This window comes from Aeromonas rivuli (assembly GCF_000820045.1).
GTDB lineage: Bacteria > Pseudomonadota > Gammaproteobacteria > Enterobacterales > Aeromonadaceae > Aeromonas > Aeromonas rivuli.
Map to the genome: position 1 here is coordinate 165,480 of NZ_CDBJ01000027.1, position 18,841 is coordinate 184,320.

At 59.2% G+C, this 18,841-nt stretch carries 20 protein-coding genes and 1 riboswitch; of the genes, 5 read left to right on the forward strand and 15 right to left on the reverse strand.

Annotated elements, in window-relative coordinates:
* Positions 1–66: 66 nt before the first annotated feature.
* The 6 genes from phoR to BN1130_RS05025 form a co-directional block, all read right to left on the reverse strand.
* The gene (gene phoR / locus BN1130_RS05000; RefSeq protein WP_042040694.1) at positions 67–1,383 is read right to left on the reverse strand and encodes a phosphate regulon sensor histidine kinase PhoR; all 1,317 of its coding nucleotides are present in this window, start codon (positions 1,381–1,383) and stop codon (positions 67–69) included.
* 8 nt (positions 1,384–1,391) lie between these two features.
* Positions 1,392–2,081, reverse strand: coding sequence for a phosphate regulon transcriptional regulator PhoB (gene phoB, locus BN1130_RS05005; RefSeq protein WP_042040695.1), 690 nt, complete (start codon positions 2,079–2,081; stop codon positions 1,392–1,394).
* Between the two features lie 95 nt (positions 2,082–2,176).
* Complete coding sequence (locus BN1130_RS05010; RefSeq protein WP_042040696.1) at positions 2,177–2,593, reverse strand: VOC family protein; 417 nt, start codon at positions 2,591–2,593, stop codon at positions 2,177–2,179.
* A 147-nt stretch (positions 2,594–2,740) separates the two neighbouring features.
* A complete protein-coding gene (locus tag BN1130_RS05015) occupies positions 2,741–3,463 on the reverse strand; it encodes a MaoC family dehydratase (RefSeq protein WP_042040697.1) in 723 nt (240 codons plus the stop codon).
* A gap of 531 nt (positions 3,464–3,994) precedes the next feature.
* A complete protein-coding gene (gene rlmF / locus BN1130_RS05020; protein WP_042040698.1) occupies positions 3,995–4,927 on the reverse strand; it encodes a 23S rRNA (adenine(1618)-N(6))-methyltransferase RlmF in 933 nt (310 codons plus the stop codon).
* Positions 4,928–5,101: 174 nt separating this feature from the next.
* Positions 5,102–5,590: a C40 family peptidase gene (locus BN1130_RS05025; protein ID WP_005897199.1), complete on the reverse strand. Its 489-nt coding sequence runs from the start codon at positions 5,588–5,590 to the stop codon at positions 5,102–5,104.
* 300 nt (positions 5,591–5,890) lie between these two features.
* On the opposite strand from BN1130_RS05025, the gene BN1130_RS05030 reads away from it, so the two are divergent.
* Both BN1130_RS05030 and BN1130_RS05035 read left to right on the forward strand, forming a co-directional pair.
* The gene (locus BN1130_RS05030) at positions 5,891–6,583 is read left to right on the forward strand and encodes a 4'-phosphopantetheinyl transferase family protein (RefSeq protein ID WP_232301930.1); all 693 of its coding nucleotides are present in this window, start codon (positions 5,891–5,893) and stop codon (positions 6,581–6,583) included.
* 15 nt (positions 6,584–6,598) lie between these two features.
* Positions 6,599–7,447: a tetratricopeptide repeat protein gene (locus BN1130_RS05035; RefSeq protein WP_042040699.1), complete on the forward strand. Its 849-nt coding sequence runs from the start codon at positions 6,599–6,601 to the stop codon at positions 7,445–7,447.
* Between the two features lie 188 nt (positions 7,448–7,635).
* On the opposite strand, the gene BN1130_RS05040 is transcribed toward BN1130_RS05035, so the two are convergent.
* The gene (locus BN1130_RS05040) at positions 7,636–7,878 is read right to left on the reverse strand and encodes an Lpp/OprI family alanine-zipper lipoprotein (protein WP_005897212.1); all 243 of its coding nucleotides are present in this window, start codon (positions 7,876–7,878) and stop codon (positions 7,636–7,638) included.
* A gap of 223 nt (positions 7,879–8,101) precedes the next feature.
* Complete coding sequence (gene ribB, locus BN1130_RS05045) at positions 8,102–8,755, reverse strand: 3,4-dihydroxy-2-butanone-4-phosphate synthase (protein WP_042040700.1); 654 nt, start codon at positions 8,753–8,755, stop codon at positions 8,102–8,104.
* A gap of 102 nt (positions 8,756–8,857) precedes the next feature.
* Positions 8,858–9,004: riboswitch (FMN riboswitch) on the reverse strand.
* 212 nt (positions 9,005–9,216) lie between these two features.
* On the opposite strand from ribB, the gene purU reads away from it, so the two are divergent.
* Positions 9,217–10,053 (forward strand): formyltetrahydrofolate deformylase, encoded by an 837-nt coding sequence (gene purU, locus BN1130_RS05050; RefSeq protein WP_042040701.1) that lies wholly within the window; start codon positions 9,217–9,219, stop codon positions 10,051–10,053.
* 96 nt (positions 10,054–10,149) lie between these two features.
* Here the strand turns inward: purU and BN1130_RS05055 are convergent, their stop codons facing one another.
* From BN1130_RS05055 to cls, 3 genes are all read right to left on the reverse strand, one after another.
* Positions 10,150–10,776, reverse strand: a complete 627-nt coding sequence (locus BN1130_RS05055) for a peptide-methionine (S)-S-oxide reductase (protein ID WP_042040702.1) — start codon at positions 10,774–10,776, stop codon at positions 10,150–10,152.
* 153 nt (positions 10,777–10,929) lie between these two features.
* Positions 10,930–12,198, reverse strand: coding sequence for a DUF945 family protein (locus BN1130_RS05060; protein ID WP_042040995.1), 1,269 nt, complete (start codon positions 12,196–12,198; stop codon positions 10,930–10,932).
* Positions 12,199–12,271: 73 nt separating this feature from the next.
* Positions 12,272–13,753, reverse strand: a complete 1,482-nt coding sequence (gene cls, locus BN1130_RS05065; protein ID WP_042040703.1) for a cardiolipin synthase — start codon at positions 13,751–13,753, stop codon at positions 12,272–12,274.
* 97 nt (positions 13,754–13,850) lie between these two features.
* Here cls and BN1130_RS05070 point away from each other — a divergent pair, with 97 nt between their 5' ends.
* Positions 13,851–14,393, forward strand: a complete 543-nt coding sequence (locus BN1130_RS05070) for a YceB family lipoprotein (RefSeq protein ID WP_042040704.1) — start codon at positions 13,851–13,853, stop codon at positions 14,391–14,393.
* Here the strand turns inward: BN1130_RS05070 and BN1130_RS05075 are convergent.
* Complete coding sequence (locus BN1130_RS05075) at positions 14,388–14,831, reverse strand: GNAT family N-acetyltransferase (RefSeq protein WP_042040705.1); 444 nt, start codon at positions 14,829–14,831, stop codon at positions 14,388–14,390. The two genes, BN1130_RS05070 and BN1130_RS05075, sit on opposite strands and share 6 nt — an antisense overlap.
* Before the next feature lie 289 nt (positions 14,832–15,120).
* Here BN1130_RS05075 and BN1130_RS05080 point away from each other — a divergent pair, with 289 nt between their 5' ends.
* Positions 15,121–15,792, forward strand: a complete 672-nt coding sequence (locus BN1130_RS05080) for a lytic transglycosylase domain-containing protein (RefSeq protein ID WP_042040706.1) — start codon at positions 15,121–15,123, stop codon at positions 15,790–15,792.
* Between the two features lie 73 nt (positions 15,793–15,865).
* On the opposite strand, the gene aqpZ is transcribed toward BN1130_RS05080, so the two are convergent.
* The 3 genes from aqpZ to BN1130_RS05095 form a co-directional block, all read right to left on the reverse strand.
* Positions 15,866–16,555, reverse strand: coding sequence for an aquaporin Z (gene aqpZ, locus BN1130_RS05085; RefSeq protein ID WP_005909414.1), 690 nt, complete (start codon positions 16,553–16,555; stop codon positions 15,866–15,868).
* A gap of 298 nt (positions 16,556–16,853) precedes the next feature.
* Positions 16,854–17,375, reverse strand: coding sequence for a crossover junction endodeoxyribonuclease RuvC (gene ruvC / locus BN1130_RS05090; protein WP_042040707.1), 522 nt, complete (start codon positions 17,373–17,375; stop codon positions 16,854–16,856).
* Between the two features lie 157 nt (positions 17,376–17,532).
* Positions 17,533–18,810, reverse strand: coding sequence for a GGDEF domain-containing protein (locus BN1130_RS05095; RefSeq protein WP_042040708.1), 1,278 nt, complete (start codon positions 18,808–18,810; stop codon positions 17,533–17,535).
* Positions 18,811–18,841 lie beyond the last annotated feature (31 nt).

Sequence of the window (18,841 nt, forward strand, 5' to 3'; positions counted from 1 at the left end):
AAGCAGAAAACATGAAGGGCCGCGGCTGCGACCCTTCATGAACCTCAGAAAGACAATCAATGGGTTCTATTTTGCCGTTGCGATCGCAGGCTTTGCCACCACCAGGCGCGCCGGGATCAGGAAACTGAATCGGCTGCCCATGCCGACCCGGCTGTCGATATCCAGGTGAGTGTCGTGATGACTCAGGGCATGCTTGACGATGGCAAGGCCAAGCCCGGAACCGCCGGTGTGCCGCGAGCGCGCCTTGTCGACCCGATAGAAACGCTCGGTCAACCGCGTCAGATGATCAGGAGTGATCCCCTCCCCCTCATCGCTCACCGCAAACAGTGCCTGGGAGCCCTGCCTGCGCCACTCCACCACTATCTTGCGACCGGGCGGCGTGTAGTGGATCGCGTTGTAAACCAGGTTGGAGACGGCGCTACGCAACTGATGTTCATCACCAAGCAGCCAGAGATCCGGCTGAACCAGAAACTCGATGACATGGGATCGCTCGCCGGAGAGCGCCCGCGCCTCTTGTTCAAGCAGGAACAGCATGGCCGGCATGTCGACCCTGTGGGAGAGATCGATGTCCGGCGCCGCCTCGATGCGCGACAGGGTGAGCAGCTGGTTCACCAGATTATCCATGCGCACCGTCTGCTCCATCATGACCTTGTGCGCCTTGGCCCACATGGCCGGAGGGGGCGGCTCTTCGGTCATCTCCAGATAGCCCTTGAGCACGGTCAGCGGGGTGCGCAACTCATGGGAGACGTTGGCCACGAAGTGTTTGCGGGTCTTCTCCAGGCTGCGCAGTCGGGTCACGTCCCGCACCACCAACATGGCCTGATCCTCGGCATAGGGCATGATGCGAAATTCGAGAAACTTCTCCTCGTTGATGGGGGAGTGCATCTCGAAGGGCTCATCATAGTCACCCTTGTTGAGGTAGCTGACGAAGCTGGGCTGGCGAATGAGGTTGCCGATATGCTGGCCCGCATCCTCCGGCCAGCGAAAGCCGAGCAACTGCTCGGCCAGCCGGTTGCACCAGAGGATGCTGCCATCGGTACGAAACACCACGGCGGCATCGGGCAGTGCTTCGGCCCCCTCCCGGAAACGGCGGATCAGCCCCGCCAGCTCCCGACGCCGTGCTCTATGACGCTGTTGCAGCTTGTAGATACCGTTGAAAATGTACTCCCAGCTGCCGCTACCGCTGGGCGGCACCAGGCTGCGTTCGTGCCACAGCCAGTCAGAGAGCCGCTTCTGGAAACGGTAATGCCACGCCAGATGCAGGCAGGTGGCTGCCAGCAGACTCAGGGCCAGGCACTCCATCAACCATCCAAACAAGGCGAAGGGCAGGTAGAAAAATGCCATTCGCCACAACTGTCGCCGCCAGGCGTAGGGTTGCAACATAGCTGCCTCTAGAGACGGGTGGAGAAGCGATACCCTGCCCCGCGCACCGTCTGGATCAATCTGTCGTGGCCAGAGCCTTCGACTGCCTTGCGCAGCCGGCGAATGTGCACATCCACCGTCCTGTCTTCCACATAGACGTTGGTGCCCCAGACGTTGTTGAGCAGTTGCTCGCGGCTGTAGACCCGCTCAGGGTGGGTCATGAAGAAGTGGAGCAGCTTGAATTCGGTCGGTCCCATGTCCAGCGCCCTGTCTTCGGCACTGACCCGGTGGGAGACGGGATCCAGCTTGAGCCCCTGCACCTCGATCACCTCGTCCACCGAGGTGGGCGACACACGACGCATCACGGCATGGAGGCGAGCGGTCAGCTCCTTGGGAGAGAAGGGTTTGGTGATGTAGTCATCGGCACCGGCCTCCAGGCCGCGCACCTTGTCCTCTTCCTCACCCCGGGCAGTGAGCATGACCACCGGGATCTGGCGGGTCATCTCATCTTGCTTGAGTTGTTTGAGGAACTGGATACCGCTACCCCCCGGCATCATCCAATCCAGCAGGATCAGTTCAGGGTAAGGTTCGCACACCTTGGCCAGCCCCTCGGCGAAGTCCGCCGCCTCTATCGCTTCGTATCCTTTCTGTTCCAGTACAAAACAGAGCATTTCGCGGATCGGTGCCTCATCCTCGACCACCAGTATTCGCTTTGCCATATCCCTTCTCTCTCCTCATGAAGATTGGTGCGCCAATTATTAGAATTTTGTATGACACTTTTATGACTTTATGACAGCGAGGAGAATAAACGTTTTCAGTCGCGACTGTCAGCATGGCGCGCCAACAGGTCCCAACGGTTGCCACTGATATCCTCAAACACCACCACAGTGCCGTAACTCTCCTGCCGCGGCTGTTCACAAAAGTGGACACCGGCTGCGCGCATCCGCTCATAGTCACCCCAGAAATCCTGGGTCTCCAGGAACAAAAAGACCCGCCCGCCCCCTTGTTTGCCGATATGGGACGCCTGCTCGGCATTGGCGGCCCGTGCCAGCAGCAGGGCGCAGCCAGGCTGGGTGGACGGGGCGACCATGACCCAGCGCTTGCCCGGTTTGCCAGGCTCGTCGAGCAGCGTGTCTTCGAGCAGGGTGAAGCCTAGGCTCTGGGTGAAAAAAGCGATGGCGGCATCATAGTCAGCGACCAGCAGGGTGAGAGCGCCAAGGTGAGAGGCCATGGGGAATTCCTTGTGAGCATGAGGCTCAATGAGTGTGGGAGGCCCGGCGGCCAGATAGCAAAACAGGGCCGGGCGGCCCTGTCATTATGCCTGTCGCTACCCAGGCATTAATAGTGCGTTATCAATCCTTGGCCCTGACAGCGGAGGTCAGAAATAGAGGCGGGCGACAGATTCGATGACGCAGCCGGGGCGACGCACGCCCTCTATCTCCACCTTGATCTCCTTGAGCAGTTCCAGTCCGCCCTTGATGGGAGTCACTCGAATGAGCTTGGTGCGGGCGCGCACATTGCTGCCCACCTTGATGGGATAGGGAAAACGCACCTGATCCAGACCAAAGTTGACCACCATGCGCGCCGTGGGGAACTCGGGGTTCTCCTCATCCACCGACCCTGTCAGTCGAGGCAAGAGCGCCAGGGTCAGAAAACCGTGGGCTATGGTGCTCTTGAATGGCGATTCGGCGGCGGCGCGATCCGGGTCCGTGTGTATCCACTGGTGATCGCCAGTGACGGCGGCAAACTGATTCACCATATCTTGGCTGATGTGGAGCCAGTCACCGACATGGGTCTCCTCGCCGAGCTGGGCCTGCAAGCGGTCGAAGACCAAGGCCGCTTCCCCTTCGAGGGCAATCGCCGGCGCGGGCTGTGCCATGCCCTGACCGTTCACGACCTGACGTTGCTGGGACTGTTGTTCCACCTCGACAACGGGTTGGCCATGGGCGTCGAGCACCCGCCCCAGCAAGGGGTGAAGGTGCGCCTTCTGCTGAAACTCACGCCAGTAGTCACGGATAGCCGGCGAGAGCCAATCCTTGAGCTCAAAGGGGTGTTGCGCCAAGATTTCGCGCTTTCGCTTCAGAAAATCGACCACTTTCATTAACCAATCCCTATCTCTAATTAACCAACGAACAGGTCTAACCAGTCCTATTTTATGAAAGTTTCAGCTGCAAGTGCAAAAAAATCTCGGCGTACAACTGTACCGGCGGCGAGAGTGACCACTCACATGAGCTTCCCAGGCCGCGCCAGTCCTGTGGAAAAACGATTATCTGCTTTCGGGTCCCTTGCCCAGATAGCGCAGCCTGAAATGGCCAAAGTGCCTCATCAAGGCAATAGCTTCGCCTCATCTGACGAAAAACATGACGACCAACACCCCTGCCGGGGAGCGTCAGGGGTTTGTCATTGCGCGGGGATCGGCCCGATCACGCCCTGGGCATGAGGTCAAGGTCATTACTCGACAAGGGGGCAAGGGGCGAGGAGGAAAGTGGTCAATCCGCCTCTGCCCCAGAGCCGGGGCGCTGAGGCTCTGGGAGCGGGCCAGGGAGGAGTATCAGCCTCCCGGCCAGAGGTTGTCGGCTTCAGCGTCGCCATGCAGCACGACGCGCCACAGGGGCTCTCCTGCGCACTCAGCTCAGTCGGACCAGCGATTGTCGCTCTGGAAGCTCCAGGCCAGGATCCGGCTCTGTTTGTTACCCAGGCTCATCTCGATCACTTGCTGCCGCTTGGCGCCTGCCTGGGTGATTGCCTGCTTGGCCGCCGCCAGGTTCTCTTTTTTCGAGACCAGCGAGCTGAACCAGAGACATTGACCGGCAAAGTCCCGGCTCTCCCGGATCAGGGACGCGAGGAAGGCCGCTTCGCCCCCATCACACCAAAGCTCGGCCTTCTGACCGCCGAAATTGAGCACAGGAGCCTCGCTGCCAACCTCGGCCTTGCCCAGGTTACGCAGTTTGCGGCGGGTACCCTCACTGGCCTCTGCCAGGGAGCCGTGAAACGGCGGGTTGCACAGGGTCAGGGTGAAGCGCTCCCCGGACCCTATGATGCCGTGAAACATCCGGCGAGCATCCGTCTGCAATCGGCACTCGATCTGCTTGCCCAGACCATTGCTGAGCGCCAGCAAGTTGGCCGCCTTGACCGACACGGGATCGATGTCGGCCCCAACGAAGCGCCAGCCATACTCACGACAACCCAGCAGTGGATAAATGCAGTTGGCGCCAACACCGATATCGAGCACCCTCACCCCCTTGCCGGTCCGCGGCGCCGCTTCCCCCTCGCTGATGAGGTCGGCCACATGGTGCAGGTAGTCGACCCGTCCCGGGATCGGCGGGCAGAGGTAACCCGCGGGCAGATCCCAGTGGCGTATGCCGTAATGCAACGCCAGCAGCCCCTTGTTGAGCGCCTTGACGGCGGCGGGGTCGGCAAAATCCAGGGTGCGAGTACCATGGTCGTTGGTAAACACGAAGGGGGTCAGTTCGGGAGTGCGCAGGCAGAGAGCCGCCAGATCATAGGGAGCATGATGGCGATTGCGGGGATGCAATCCGGCTTTGGTGGTTGTCTCTCTGGTCATTGGGGGCCTAGTCATCTGGAGCCTGGTCAATCCTGGCGAAAAGCGGGCCCACACTATAGAGAGTCGGCCCGCAAAAGTCTAAATGATGGCCATAAAAAACCGGGCCGCCAGGGCCCGGTTTGAGTGAGGTTGGAGAAACTGTCCGTACTGCGAACGGTTTGTCCAGCCTGGCTCTTAGATCTCGATGCGGCGCGCTTGCCAGAACTTATTGCGCCAGTACTGATTGTCCAACCGGGAGCGGGTTACACCGGCTCGGGTCGAGGCGTGAATGAACTCGCCATTGCCCACATAGATGCCCACATGATTGAGTCGGGAGCTGATCTTGAAAAATACCAGGTCCCCTTCAACCAGTTCCTGCTTGGAGACTCTGGTGCCCTCGTGCACCTGAGAGCGGGTATCACGTGGCAACTCAATACCCACTGCGTTGCGATACACTTCACGGGCGAAGGCGGAACAATCTATGCCGCGTTCACTGGTACCACCGAAACGGTAGGGAGTACCACGCCACTCTTTGAATACAGTCAGAATTTCGTTTACGTCAGGTGTTTGGTTGACTTCCGGTTCAACCACGGGCTCCATCATGGAGACCTCGATCTTACTAGCGACATCAGGTTGGGGTGCCGAGGCACAACCCACCATGCCGAGTGAGACCAGCAGTAGCATCAGGTAACGCAATCCTTTATCCCCGCAAAGTTGTTAAAACTTGTTAAAATACGGCCTTTGGCAGGCAAATTATGAAATGCAACAGTCCTCGACTATATCCAAGAATCCTATCGAGGCAAGTGAAAATCCCTATCAAGCTCACACTTTTGCAAAAAAATGCGTTATTTTTCATCATTAATGTGAGGATAGCCAAACAAGATACCCTGCCGACAAGCCGCTGCAGACCAGTTACTGTGTGCTATTTATCCCTGCTTTATCGATTTTTTTAAGTGAATAATGATGACAACTACGGATCTGTTTTTGTTAAATGCTACCAACGTGGCCCAAACCCAGTTGTCTGGCCTGGAGCCATGGCTCAATGCGTTGCAGCGCCAGCAATGGCAACAGATAAAGCAGCCCAGGCGCCGCCAGGAATTTCTCGTCAGCCGAGCTGTGCTTAACCGGTTATTGACCTCCCATCTTGGCCAGGACCCGCAAAACCTGCACTTTTACACAGGCCCCCATGGCAAGCCCGCCCTCACCGGCCCCGGGCAGGATCATTGCCATTTCAACCTGAGTCACAGCGGCGACTGGCTGGTGATTGCCATTGGTGACCAGGGGCCTCTTGGGGTCGATCTCGAACTCGGTCGCCGCGCTCGCTCCCCCCTGCCCCTCGCCCAGCGCTTCTTCGCTGCAGCCGAATATCAGTACCTGGCCGACCTGCCACAGGCCGAGCAGAACTCGGCTTTTTATCGACTCTGGTCACGCAAGGAGGCCGTGCTCAAGGCTCATGGGGGCGGTATAGCCGCCGGACTGGATAAGGTGGAATTTGTACCGCAGCAGAAGTGGCGCCTGCTCAACCACCTCGACGGGGTCGACTACCGGGTCCATGACTGGCCCTGGCAGGGGGGCTGGCTCAGTCTCGCGGGCAGGACGAGTGACGTGCACCTGCATCAGCTCGATGAATGTCTTGAAATCATGACAGGACAACCCCATCTTGATAAAAACCCCTAGCCAAGAGCCAGTCTCATGATCGTTGACATCCATCCCCAGAATTTCCAGATCGAGTTGCTCGATGCCTCCATGCAAAAACCGGTCGTCATCTATTTCTATGCGCCGCAGATGCCGGAATGCCAAGGGATGACCCCCCTCATCGAACAGCTTGTAGGTGAGAACAACCCGCAGGTCACCCTGGCCAAGGTGGACATGAACGATCCCCAGCTGCAACCGCTGGCCGGTCAGCTTGGCCTGCGTGCCCTGCCCGCGCTGGTGCTCTTCCACCAGGGACAACCGGATGAGCAAGCCATGCTGGAGGGTCCGCAAGATGAACAGACCCTGCGCACCTATTTCGCCGCCTTCTCTCCCAAGGAAGAGGAAGAGCTGCTCAAGCGAGGACAGCAAGCCCTCGCCGAAGGGCAGGCCGATGAGGGCTATGCCGATCTCGCCAAAGCCCATCAGCTGGCAGGGGATCGCCACGATATCCATCTCTGGCTCATCCAGGCAGCCCTCGATCTCAATCGCCTCGACGAAGCGGCGCAGCGGCTCGCTCAAGTTCCCATGGCAGCCCAGGATGATCACTATCACACCCTCTGCTCGCGTCTGGCACTGGCTCAACAAGCCGCTGACAGCCCGGAGCTGCGTGCTCTGGAGGCCCGTTATCAGCAGGCCCCTGACGATTTCGCCCTGGCTCAGGAGCTGGCCGTGCTCTACCACCAGGCGGGACGTCAGGAGGAGGCCCTCACCCTATTGCTGACCGTGTTGCAGCGGGATCTCGGCTTCGGTGACGCGAGAAAGACCTATCTCGATATCCTGGCGACCATGGGGGCTCACCCGGCGGTGGCCGGTTTCAGACGCAAGCTCTACAGCATACTCTATTGAGTCTTACTGGTGCGATGAGAGGAGAGGGCTATGCCGAAGGGCATGGCTCTTTTTTATCAATGAGATCAGAGAAACAGACACTGTCGGGAAAACAAGAAAAGAGGGGATAACTGGCGGGACCTGGCAAGGAAAAGGCAAATTTTGGGCAAAAAAAATGGCGCAGAGACTGCGCCATTTTTTCGCATGAATTACTTCTTGTAGGAAGTAGCCATGTTGTCCAGACGCTGGTTAGCGCGCATGGCTTCTTGGTTGGCTTGAGCAACATCAGCGGCCATTTTGGATTGATCAGCACGAACAGCGCTAACATCTTGAGCCAGTTGGTCAACTTTGTTAGACAGGTTCTGTACGGAGGTTTCCAGTTCGCTGGTGTTAGCACAACCGCCCAGCAGGGCAGACAGACCAACAACACCTACCAACAACAATTTTTTCATTTTTAAAGCTCCCTTGAGCTCGCCAGACGTTTAGCAAGCGGCGTGATTATGGCACAAAAAATTCTTACTTTGGATAGGCCTCATCACAGATAAATGCACTAAAACCCTCATTTTTTTTTCCATTTGCACGATTTGCGCAAATTTCAAACAAAACGGGGCCTCAGTGATGAGGTTCGGACAAAGCGTAACCAAAAAATGTCCTTATTACAATTTCGTATGGAACTTAGGCCGAACGCTCTGTCAACATCTGACGATACAGCACCAGATCTTCTATGGTCAGCACCGGCAACTGATGCTGGCGACCAAAAGCCACCAGATCCGGCAGACGCGCCATGGTGCCATCTTCGTTGGTCACTTCGCACAACACTCCGAACGGTTTGAGTCCTGCCAGCTGCATCAGATCCACGGTCGCCTCGGTATGACCCCGACGGCTCATGACACCACCATTGCGAGCCCGCAGCGGGAAGACGTGACCTGGGTGGTTGAGATCGGACGGCTTGGCGCCATCGGCGATGGCGGCTCTGATAGTGGTGATGCGATCGGCGGCGGAGACCCCGGTGGTGACCCCCTGGGCCGCCTCTATGGTGACGGTGAAGGCGGTCTGGTATTGACTGGAGTTGGCCTCCACCATCATGGGCAGCTCGAGCTGGCGCACTCTATCCTCCGGCAGACAGAGGCAGACGATGCCGGAGCACTCGCGGATCATCATGGCCATTTGGGCGTTGGTCATGGACTGCGCCGCGAAGATGAGATCCCCTTCGTTTTCCCTGTCCTCATCGTCGGCAACCAGTACGCCGCGACCGGCGCGCAGGGATGCCAGAGCCGCTTCGACTCTTTCGATGGGATGACCAAATTCACTGAGTAAAGACTGATTCATGGTAAGACTCCGTTAACTTCACAAGTACCAGAATCAGGGCATGGAGCAGACAGAGAGAGGCATGCGGCGGCCACCCGAAAGGGCCACGCGTGGAACACGCTGTCTTATCCTCTTTCATCCGGACTATGACCGTCGGCTCCGGCATCTCACCGGATCTGCTGACCCCGACGACGAGTCGGGCGCTCGCGGGCTCCCCGAGTCAATCGGGATACCGCCGGTGGGGAATTTCGCCCCGCCCTGAGAATAAGCGCAGACAGACTAAAGAAATTTGTCCCGCGATGCCAGCATGCGGGCCTAAAAACCGCAAGCTGTCGAGATTTGACGCCCGGGCTGTGCTTGGGCTTTTCCTTTATGGCATAGTGCCTCAAAAACTGTGCCGCAAAGGCAGTGCCTAACCAGCAAGCCCGGCGGATACACTGCTCCGCCCGGATGGCCACCACACTACGGAAATGATGACAGACATGGAAAAGAAAATACTGCTCACGGATTGCCAGGACGCCAAGGGCCTCATCGCCAAGATCACCAACATCTGCTACAAGCACCAGCTCAACATCAACAAGAACGACGAGTTCGTCGATCACGAGAACGGCCGCTTCTTCATGCGCACCGAGCTGGAGGGGCGTTTCAATGACGAGACCCTGCTGGCGGATCTCGATGATGCTCTGCCCGCTGGCGCCCTGCGTCGCCTGGTCAAGGCGGGCAAGAAGCGGATCGTCATATTGGTGACCAAGGAGACCCACTGCCTCGGGGACATCCTGATGAAGAACTATGCGGGCGCCCTGGACATGGACATAGTGGCGGTGATCGGCAACTACGACACCCTGGCTGAATTGACGGGTAAATTCGATATCCCCTTCCATACCGTCAGCCATGAAGATCTGAGCCGCACCGAGCACGAAGAGCAGGTGCGCGCCATCATAGACGGCTATCAGCCGGACTACGTGATCCTAGCCAAGTACATGCGGGTGCTGACCCCCAGCTTCGTCGAGGCCTATCCGCGCAAGATCCTCAACATCCACCACTCCTTCCTGCCCGCCTTCATCGGGGCGCGCCCCTACCGCCAGGCATTCGATCGCGGCGTGAAGCTCATCGGCGCCACCGCCCACTTCGTCACCGACGATCTGGATGAAGGCCCCATCGTCGAGCAGGATGTGATCCACGTGGGCCACACCTTCAGTGCCGAGGGCATGGCCAAGGCGGGCCGGGACGTGGAAAAATCCGTGCTGAGCCGCGCCCTGGAGCTGGTGCTCAACGAGCGGGTCTTCGTCTATGGCAACAAGACGGTGGTGTTCAAGTAACAGCACCATGCAAAAAGGCCCCGCGGGGCCTTTCTTGTTATCGACAGGCGAGTGGGAACCCACTCAGCGCTCTGCTCTCCTGATGTCACGCCGTCATCACCTATGGTCAGCACGGATACCCCCTTCGCTCGACTGTGGGGCCAGTTCCGCTTCAGCCTCCAGGATGGTGCGCCGCTGGGCCGCATCGACCCAGTCACCATAATCGGCGAGCAGGGCCCGCAACTTGGGCTGGATGCTGATCTGGCAAAAAGGCTTGTCCGGCTGACGATAGTAGTAATCGCGGATCCCGGGACGGGATGGCGAGAAGTCACGATAGCGCAGCGCCTCGGTCAGCAGGGGTTCGCTAAAGTGCGACTGCAGGCCCGTGAGCATCTCGGCCACCCGGTGGCGTTGCTCCTCATCGAAGCAATAGAGGGCGGAGCGGTAGCGATGGCGCAGGGCATGTGGGTTGGTGGCGCTGTGACTGTGGAGATGGATCTCGACCAGCAGCGCCAGCGGCAGGCGGGACTCATCGAAGTGGACTATCACCCCCTCGCTGAATCCGGCGGCAACCAGGGCGCCATTGACTGTACTGCTAGCGAGGGCATCCGTCTCGATCCCTTGCACGGCGTCAGCATCCTGCGCGGCCAGCCAGCCCTGCTCCACATCCTCCACGCCGCGCAGCGAGCGAAATACCGCCTCGGTACACCAGTGACAACTGCCGCCCAACCCTATTTTGCTCACCCTTCCCCCATCACACCTTTCGTTTACCCGGCGCCATGATGGCCAACCATCGCAATGCTGCATATCTCTATGCTAAACCATCGATAGACTGCATAGCTGAATGGCCGTGGCGACGCCACCATGGGTCAAGTCACCTCGGCGGGGTTACCCCTCTCAGAGCGGCAGCTCATTGACCGTGAGCTTGCCCTCTTGCAGCTTCAATTCTGCCTTGAGGTTGCTCTGCTGCACCTTGAGATAACCCAGTTGTTGGAGCTGCAACAGCATGGGTGCCAGCTGGGGCACAGCCTCCCCCATCCCTTCGCTCAGATTGAGCTGGAACAGGCCAGAGAGCGCCTTCATGCCATCTTCCTCACCTGCCAGGTTGGCCAGGGTGGTCGACGCCAGGGTCAGCTCCCCCGTGAGCGAGGCGGGCTCGCCATTGAGCCGCGAGCTGAGGTCGGTCAGGGTCAGGGTCAAACCACGGCCCAGCACCTGATCCAGGGCGGCCAACAGGGCTTGCTGATCCAGGTTGCCCTCGGCACTCAGCGCTTGCAGCGCCTGGTAGCCCGCCAGATCCAGCCCCTTGACCTCAAGATCGAGTTTGGCATCGGTCAGCGCTAGGCTGTCCGTGTCGTTGGCCATGTCCAGGGCGGCCAACTGGATCTGGTAACGATTGGAGAGGGTCTGTGCATCCTCTCCCTCCAGTCTGCTGTGACTGGTGAGCCGTTGCAACGAGACGCGGAGCCCGTCCTGTGGCTGCTGCAAGGAGAAGCTGGCCAGGGTCATGTCACTCTGGGGCGAGAGCCAACTGCCATCGACATCCCTCAGCTCGGCACTCCCCTTCAGGTCTGCCAGCACCATATCCGCCCCGCTTTGGGTTTCATGGAGACTCATACCAGCCCAATTGAGGGTCATGTGGCCATTGCCGACCAGATCACCGCTGTAATCGGCCTGCAACGGCTGAAACGTCATCTTTCCCTGCTCATGCTTGAGGCTAAGAGCGGCGATGTTGAGCTTGCTCTGACTCCCCTGGGTCAGCAGGTTGGTCAGGCTGGAGAGCTCCATTCGCCACTCCTTGAGCCCCTGGGACGCCAACAGGGGAGCCAGGGAGCCCTGCTCGGTATCGAGCAGCAAATGACTCTTCACATAGAGCGGCAGGATCAGCCCCTCAACCTTGAACGCCAGCATGATGGGCTCCCCATGGCTCAGCTCGTCATCCAGCTGGGCCAGTGCTTCGGGGCCGATGATCAGACGCATCTCACCGTCGCGGTGCAGCAGATTGCTGCGACTCGGCTGCCACTGCAGCTCGATCCCGCTCTGCTCGCGCAGCTTGATAATCTGCTGCGCCAACTGGCGATCGAATTCACTGCCCGTATACCAGCAGGCCCCAAGACCAGCCCCAATCAGAGCCGCACCTGCGACGCCCCAGATCCACTTTTTCATCAAACCATCCATTTTAATCATGCTTGCAGGCACTTTACGGGGCTGGCTGCACGGCGGCAAGGCCCTCTCACGCTCACAACAAGGGGCTGAACAGGTAGAAAATGTTCTCCATGACCCGCTTGTACCAGGGGCGGGCACGCCAATCGGCCAGCACCATGGGGGTCGCCTCCTTCATGTAGCCCTCGACCAGCTTGCTCAGCTGGCCGACAAACTCGGCATTATCGACCAGCAGGGTGACCTCGAAGTTGAGCCAGAGGCTGCGTCTGTCGAGATTTACCGTACCCACCAGGGCGAAGTCATCATCGACCAGCACGCTCTTGGTATGCAGCAGACCGGCATCGTAGCGATACACTTCCACCCCGGCCTCCAGCAGCTCCTCCATGAAGGCATTGCAGGCATGGTTCGCCATCAGGGAGTCGTTACGATCGGGCAGGATCAGCTGTACCTGCACGCCCCGTGCCGCTGCCGAGGAGAGCGCGGCCGCAAGGGGATCGTCGGGTACGAAATAGGGGGTGGTCAGCACCAGATGGCTGCGGGCCTGGTAGATGGCAAGCAGCAGGCTCTGCTGGATGCAGTCGCCGCCGACGAAGGGGCCGGACGGGATCAGCTGGGCACGATAGTTGTTTTGCGGCCAGGATTCGGGTTCGTGCTGCAGGCTGTCGAGCAGCCGCTCCCCGGTCTCCACCTCCCAATCCCAGACGAAGATGGACCACATCAGCGGCACTATGGGCCCCTGCACCCGGATCATGATGTCGACCCACTGGCCTATGCCGGCATCCTGCTTGAAGAAACGCGGATCCACCAGGTTCATGGAGCCCGTGTAACCCACCCTGTCATCGATCACCACCAGCTTGCGATGCATGCGCAAGTCCTGGCGCTGGAAGGGGATGCGCCAGGCACCGACCGGCAGCACCTCGACCAGCTTGACCCCGGCCTGACGCAGCATCTTGGGCCAGTGGGAGCGGAAGAACGCCTTGCTTCCCACGGAATCGAGCAGCAGACGACAATCCACGCCGCGCTGCGCCACCTCGCACAGTGCCTCGCACACCTCGTCCGCCCAGCCGCCAGGGTGCCAGATGTAGAACTCCAGATAGCAAGATTGGCTGGACTGACGGATATCCTTGGTGATCTCGCGCAAGATCCAGTCCGGCTTGTGGAGCAGCACCATGCGGTTGCCGGAGAGCATGGGCATGGCGAGTCGCCCCTGGATAAGATCGTGCAAGGGCTGGGCCTTCTCGCTCACCTCGCAGTGGTGCTGCGGGAAGAGCCGGGCCAGTTGGCGGATCCACTTGGCGTAAGGGCGATACATGGCCTGAGCCCGCTCGGCACGGCGCTTGCCGAGGCGCACCTCGCCAAACAGCACATAGAAGCCGACGCCGGCGAAGGGGATGGCATAGATGAGAGAGAGCCAGGCGAGGGAGACGCCGATTGGGCGGCGCTTCATCACCACACGCAGGGAGACACCGGCGACGATGACGGTGTGAAACAGCAGCAGCAGCAGGCCCAGGAAGCGGGAGAACAGCAGATGAATGTCATATTCCAGAGTGTTGAACACGGGAACTCCTTTGGACATGGGATGAGGGCGGCCAGGAGATCCCGCCGAGCTGGGATGATATGCTGTCGGGCCAATCCCATTCAATCAGGACACAAGCATGATCCTGCACACTATGTTGCTCAGCCTGGCCATGTTAGGGCAAGGCTCATATGACATCAATGAACAGCAGATCAATCAATATCTGCAATCCCAGGTTCAGGTCGACAAGCAGCTGGAATTGCCCGGTATCATCAAGGCGCATGTCCAGCTGGAACAGAGCGACGTCCAGATAGGGCGCCAGAGCCCGGACACCGCAAGGGTCTTTGGCAAGGGAAAGCTCAACATCACCCTGCCTGACAGCACCCACTACGATGCCCGTGTCTCCATGACCTATGAGGCCAGACCCCGCTATGACAAGACACAGGGCGCCCTGTTTCTGGATAACATGAAGCTGATCGAGTACAAGCTGGAGCCCCTTGAGGCGGAGCAGAAGTTCGGGTTCATGCTCAACATGCTGCTCAAGAGCATGGAGAAGCGGCTCGAGACCCAACCCGTCTATCGACTCGACGACAAGGATCCGCAGCAGCTCTGGCTCAAGGAGAATCTCATCGGCCTGGAGCTGACCCCGGGCACCATACATCTGCTGACCAAGGGCTCATAACGCCACGGCATACTCACCGGGATAGCGGATCAGCAGTTCTATCTGGTAGCCCTGCTGGTGCTGCTTGATGAAATGGCTATGGAGGGGCCCCTTGAGCTCCTCCAATGCCAGGTCGACGAAGCCCACCTTGTGATAGAAGGGCTGCTCGAATGGCAGGGCCTGGCAGATGATGGGCTTGCTGATCAGGTCCTGGCAAGCCAGCTGCAACAGCCGGGAACCCAGCCCCAGAGACTGATAATGGGGGAGCAGGCGAAAACCGCACAGATGGTAATACTCTTCGTCTTCACGCAGCCGCACGGCGCCGACCAGCCAGTGAGCATCGCGTACCACGAAGACCCGCTCGCTCAAGTCCGGCACGTAATAGGAGAATGTGGTTTCGTAATAGTCCCTGATCAGGGAAAGATCCGCATCACAATACTCTTCGAAAGTGAGCTCCATGGCTCGGCCATCCATCAAAACACGCTCCCCTATCCGCTTGTCGCCTTCGGCGCCCACTCGGCCGATCTGATTAGACCAGCCAGCCGGAGAAGATAACACGGGGCAAGACGACAAAACAGCGAGCACTGCGCGCTTTGTGAATAAGCACCGGCAAGGTCATTCAGACACTTTTTTGTTGTGGCCAATCCCTTTTACAAGGCGCCTCTTCCTGGATAGCTCTTGTCCTTCCGGGGGCTGAATGCTTTACTCAACGGGCATCAATGCAAGGAGTACCACAGTGAACACAAGGATGTTGCTCACGATTTTACTCGGCACCAGTCTGCCCGCCTGGGCTCAGTCCCCGCCCCCGGCCGAGGTGGTGATGTTGAGCGTCTCCCCTCAGAAACCCCCTGCCAGCAAACAGTTCCAGGTCTACAAATCCCAGCAGAGCAATGGCGTGATCCGTTACTCGGACATCAAGCCGGAACAGGGGCACTTTGAGGTGCTGCTGTTCAACGACTGTTTCGCCTGTGATCCCAAATCCAGGGTCAACTGGAATACCACCGGTCTCTTCCTCTACGACTATGCCAGCACCATACAGGCCGCGGCACACACCTATGAGGTCGATCCCGCCCTGATCCGGGCCCTGATCCACGCAGAGTCGGCCTTCAACCCAGTCGCCGTCTCGCGCAAGGGGGCCATGGGCCTCACCCAGCTGATGCCTGCCACCGCGCGGGAACTGGGGGTCGGAGATCCCCTGCTGGCGGAACAAAACATCTTTGGCGGGGTCAAGTATCTCTCGGGCCTGCTCAAGCAATACAAGGGGGATGTGGCCCTGGCCAGTGCCGCCTACAACGCCGGTGCCGGCGCCGTGCAGAAATATGGTGGCATCCCCCCTTATGCCGAGACCCGGGCCTATGTCAACCGGGTCCAACTACTCCATCAGCGCTATCTCACCATGCTGAAGGCAAAGGGGCTCTGACACGCCTGCGAGCCTGTTCCTGAAACAAAAAACACGCCAGACGGCGTGTTTTTTTTCGATACACAGGAGCAGATTATTTCTGCTCAGTCGCCACCATGCGGTAGGCCAGAGCGCCCAGGATACCGCCCACTATGGGGGCAACCCAGAAGAGCCACAGCTGGCTCACCGCCCAGTCACCCACAAACAGCGCCACACCGGTACTGCGTGCCGGGTTGACCGAGGTATTGGTCACCGGGATGCTGATCAGGTGGATGAGGGTCAGACAGAGGCCGATGGCGATGGGGGCAAAGCCCGCTGGCGCGCGGCTGTCGGTCGCCCCCATGATGACGAACAGGAAGAAAGCGGTCATCACCACTTCACATACCAGGGCCGCCAGCATGGAGTAACCACCGGGGGAGTGCTCGCCAAAACCGTTGGAAGCAAAACCGGCACTCACATCGAAACCGGTTTGACCGCTGGCGATGACGAACAGCACGGCACCCGCGGCTATCCCCCCCAGCACCTGCGCCACTATGTAAGGCAACACACCGCTCGCCGGGAAGCGACCACCGGCCCACAGGCCCATGGTCACGGCCGGGTTGAGATGGCAACCCGAGATGTGGCCAATGGCAAAGGCCATGGTCAACACGGTCAGACCAAATGCCAGGGAAACCCCGAGCAGACCGATGCCCACATCCGGAAAGGCCGCCGCCAACACGGCACTGCCACAACCGCCCAGCACCAGCCAAAAGGTGCCCAAAAACTCTGCTGCATAAGGTCTCACGATAATTCTCCTGATTGATCAATGTCTTCTATGACAGAAGCCTCACAAGAGCCTGCCATCACAGCAAGTGTATTATCGGGATATGAAGGCGGATGACGAGGGGCAACTTTTCCGGCAAAAACGTGACAACCATCACAAGTTATTGTTCTTTCAGCAAGATATCCCTATATAGAAGAAGGGCTTAACAGATGGCGCCAAAGGGATACGACAAATTTTGGCATCATTGCGCAACAAAAATACATCAGAGACGGGATCAGGAGGGCTCCTGGTCGTGTCGCCCTGCATCCGGCAATTTTTATCAGCGATAGCGGCCACGGGCGGCGCCCGATACCCGGCCGGCCATCTTGATCAGGCTCTGGCGGGTATGGAAGTGGCAGAGGGCAACGCCCAGGGCATCGGCCGCATCGGCCTGTGGGGTGGCGGAGAGCTTGAGCAGATGAGTCACCATATGCTGCACCTGCTCCTTGGCGGCGCCCCCGGTACCCACCACGGCCTGCTTGATCTGGGTGGCCGAATACTCGCTCACCGGCAGATAGGCATTGACCGCTGCGACAATGGCGCTGCCACGAGCCTGGCCCAGCTTGAGGGCGGAGTCAGGGTTGCGCGCCATGAAGACCCGCTCTATGGCAAATTCGTCCGGCTTGAACTGGGTGATGATCTCGCAGACGCCGTCATAGACTTGTTTGAGACGCTCTGGCAACTCGCCACAGTCGGTGCGAATGCAGCCCGAGCCCAGATATTCTGCCTTGCCGGCGACGATACGAAGCACACCGTAGCCCGTGATCCGCGAGCCGGGATCTATCCCCAAAATGATACTCATGACAGCTGTTATTCCGAAGGCAGATGATGGGCGCCAAGATAGCACAAAGTCGCTCCCCCTTGGCTCGCGCCTTGCGCGCAATACGGATCCCCATGGCAGGCAAGCCACCTCAAGAGGCGGTGTCGGGGACGTCCATCATCGCACGCTGTTTTGCAGGCTAACCCACCTCCACGCGGTTGCGCCCCCTCTCCTTGGCCCGATAAAGCGCATCATCGGCTCTCACCAGCGCCTGCTCCAAGGGGTCGCCCCGACGCTCAGCTACCCCGAAAGAGGCGGTGATGCTCAAGGATGCAGGCCAGTTATCATATGCTGCCAGGGCGAGGCGGATCCGCTCGGCCAACATGTGTGCCCGCGCCTCTTCGTAGTGCAGGCAGATCAGGATGAACTCCTCCCCGCCCCAGCGGATCAACCGACACAGACTATCGCAACAGACCAGTACCTCGCTGACCAGATGCTTGAGCACCTCATCGCCGATGGCGTGGCCATGGTTGTCGTTGACGCGTTTAAAGTGATCGAGATCCAGATAGATGACACTCAGCGGCATGTCGCCCAACTCACTGAGCAGGGTCTGACCACCGAGGCGGTTGAGGGCGCCGGTCAGGGGATCATAACGCGCCTCCATCTCGGAACGGCGGCTCTGTTCAGACAGGGTCTGGTTGCGCTGCTCGGCCTGCAGCCAGGCCGCACGGGCCCGCCGCAGCTTGTCGCGCAGCAACAGGTGCTGCATCAGGAAAACCAGCAAGCCGTAACCCAGCCAGAAAGCGAGCAGACCACGATAGAAGAGGCCCGCCGCCAGCCAGGGGCCATAGAAACTGAGTTTCTCGACCCTGAGTCTGTACTCCCCCATGGGCATCTCGGCGCCGCTGGCCAATTCGACAGCAAATATCCGGCTCAGGTCGGGGCCCTGCTGCAGCAGAGGGATGCGATAGTCCTGGATCCACCAGGTGGCGGGGCTGAATACCTTGAGCGGGATCTCCAGGTGCAACTCGGGCTTGTGGTTGCGAAACAGTACCTCATTGACCTTGTGGGAGACGGGATCGTCTGGCCTGGAGTAGCTGGGATCGTAGTTGCGCAGATAAATGCGCCACTCCTGAGGCGTGGGGCCATCGACGCTGATGGTCAGCGTCATGCGGCTGAAACCGGACAAGTCCAGCCCCTGCTCAGGCTCGCTCAGGGTAAACATGATCTCGCAGAAGGGGTAACGGTAGCTGTCGCGCAGATCGCAATCTATCCCCGCCTGTTCACCGGGCAGCAGCCTGGCTCTGGAACTTCCCTTGTGGATACCATCGTCCATGGCGCTGATGACCAGCCGATCCCTGGTCAGCACGTTCAGCTCCCGCTCTGGCCCATACTCGAACAGTGCGATCCCCAGCAGGGTCAACAGCAACAAGGGCCAAAACAGGCGATCAATCAGCAAGGGACCAAATGAGGGCATGACAACTCCGAGGCGACGAGATGCTTACTCT

Bases quoted from the DNA above. Each gene is read 5' to 3' on its own strand.
- phoR (WP_042040694.1), bottom strand. From the start codon at position 1,383: ATGTTGCAACCCTACGCCTGGCGGCGACAGTTGTGGCGAATGGCATTT.
- phoB (WP_042040695.1), bottom strand. From the start codon at position 2,081: ATGGCAAAGCGAATACTGGTGGTCGAGGATGAGGCACCGATCCGCGAA.
- BN1130_RS05010 (WP_042040696.1), bottom strand. From the start codon at position 2,593: ATGGCCTCTCACCTTGGCGCTCTCACCCTGCTGGTCGCTGACTATGAT.
- BN1130_RS05015 (WP_042040697.1), bottom strand. From the start codon at position 3,463: ATGAAAGTGGTCGATTTTCTGAAGCGAAAGCGCGAAATCTTGGCGCAA.
- rlmF (WP_042040698.1), bottom strand. From the start codon at position 4,927: ATGACCAGAGAGACAACCACCAAAGCCGGATTGCATCCCCGCAATCGC.
- BN1130_RS05025 (WP_005897199.1), bottom strand. From the start codon at position 5,590: ATGCTACTGCTGGTCTCACTCGGCATGGTGGGTTGTGCCTCGGCACCC.
- BN1130_RS05035 (WP_042040699.1), top strand. From the start codon at position 6,599: ATGATCGTTGACATCCATCCCCAGAATTTCCAGATCGAGTTGCTCGAT.
- BN1130_RS05040 (WP_005897212.1), bottom strand. From the start codon at position 7,878: ATGAAAAAATTGTTGTTGGTAGGTGTTGTTGGTCTGTCTGCCCTGCTG.
- ribB (WP_042040700.1), bottom strand. From the start codon at position 8,755: ATGAATCAGTCTTTACTCAGTGAATTTGGTCATCCCATCGAAAGAGTC.
- purU (WP_042040701.1), top strand. From the start codon at position 9,217: ATGGAAAAGAAAATACTGCTCACGGATTGCCAGGACGCCAAGGGCCTC.
- BN1130_RS05060 (WP_042040995.1), bottom strand. From the start codon at position 12,198: ATGAAAAAGTGGATCTGGGGCGTCGCAGGTGCGGCTCTGATTGGGGCT.
- BN1130_RS05070 (WP_042040704.1), top strand. From the start codon at position 13,851: ATGATCCTGCACACTATGTTGCTCAGCCTGGCCATGTTAGGGCAAGGC.
- BN1130_RS05075 (WP_042040705.1), bottom strand. From the start codon at position 14,831: ATGGAGCTCACTTTCGAAGAGTATTGTGATGCGGATCTTTCCCTGATC.
- BN1130_RS05080 (WP_042040706.1), top strand. From the start codon at position 15,121: ATGTTGCTCACGATTTTACTCGGCACCAGTCTGCCCGCCTGGGCTCAG.
- ruvC (WP_042040707.1), bottom strand. From the start codon at position 17,375: ATGAGTATCATTTTGGGGATAGATCCCGGCTCGCGGATCACGGGCTAC.
- BN1130_RS05095 (WP_042040708.1), bottom strand. From the start codon at position 18,810: ATGCCCTCATTTGGTCCCTTGCTGATTGATCGCCTGTTTTGGCCCTTG.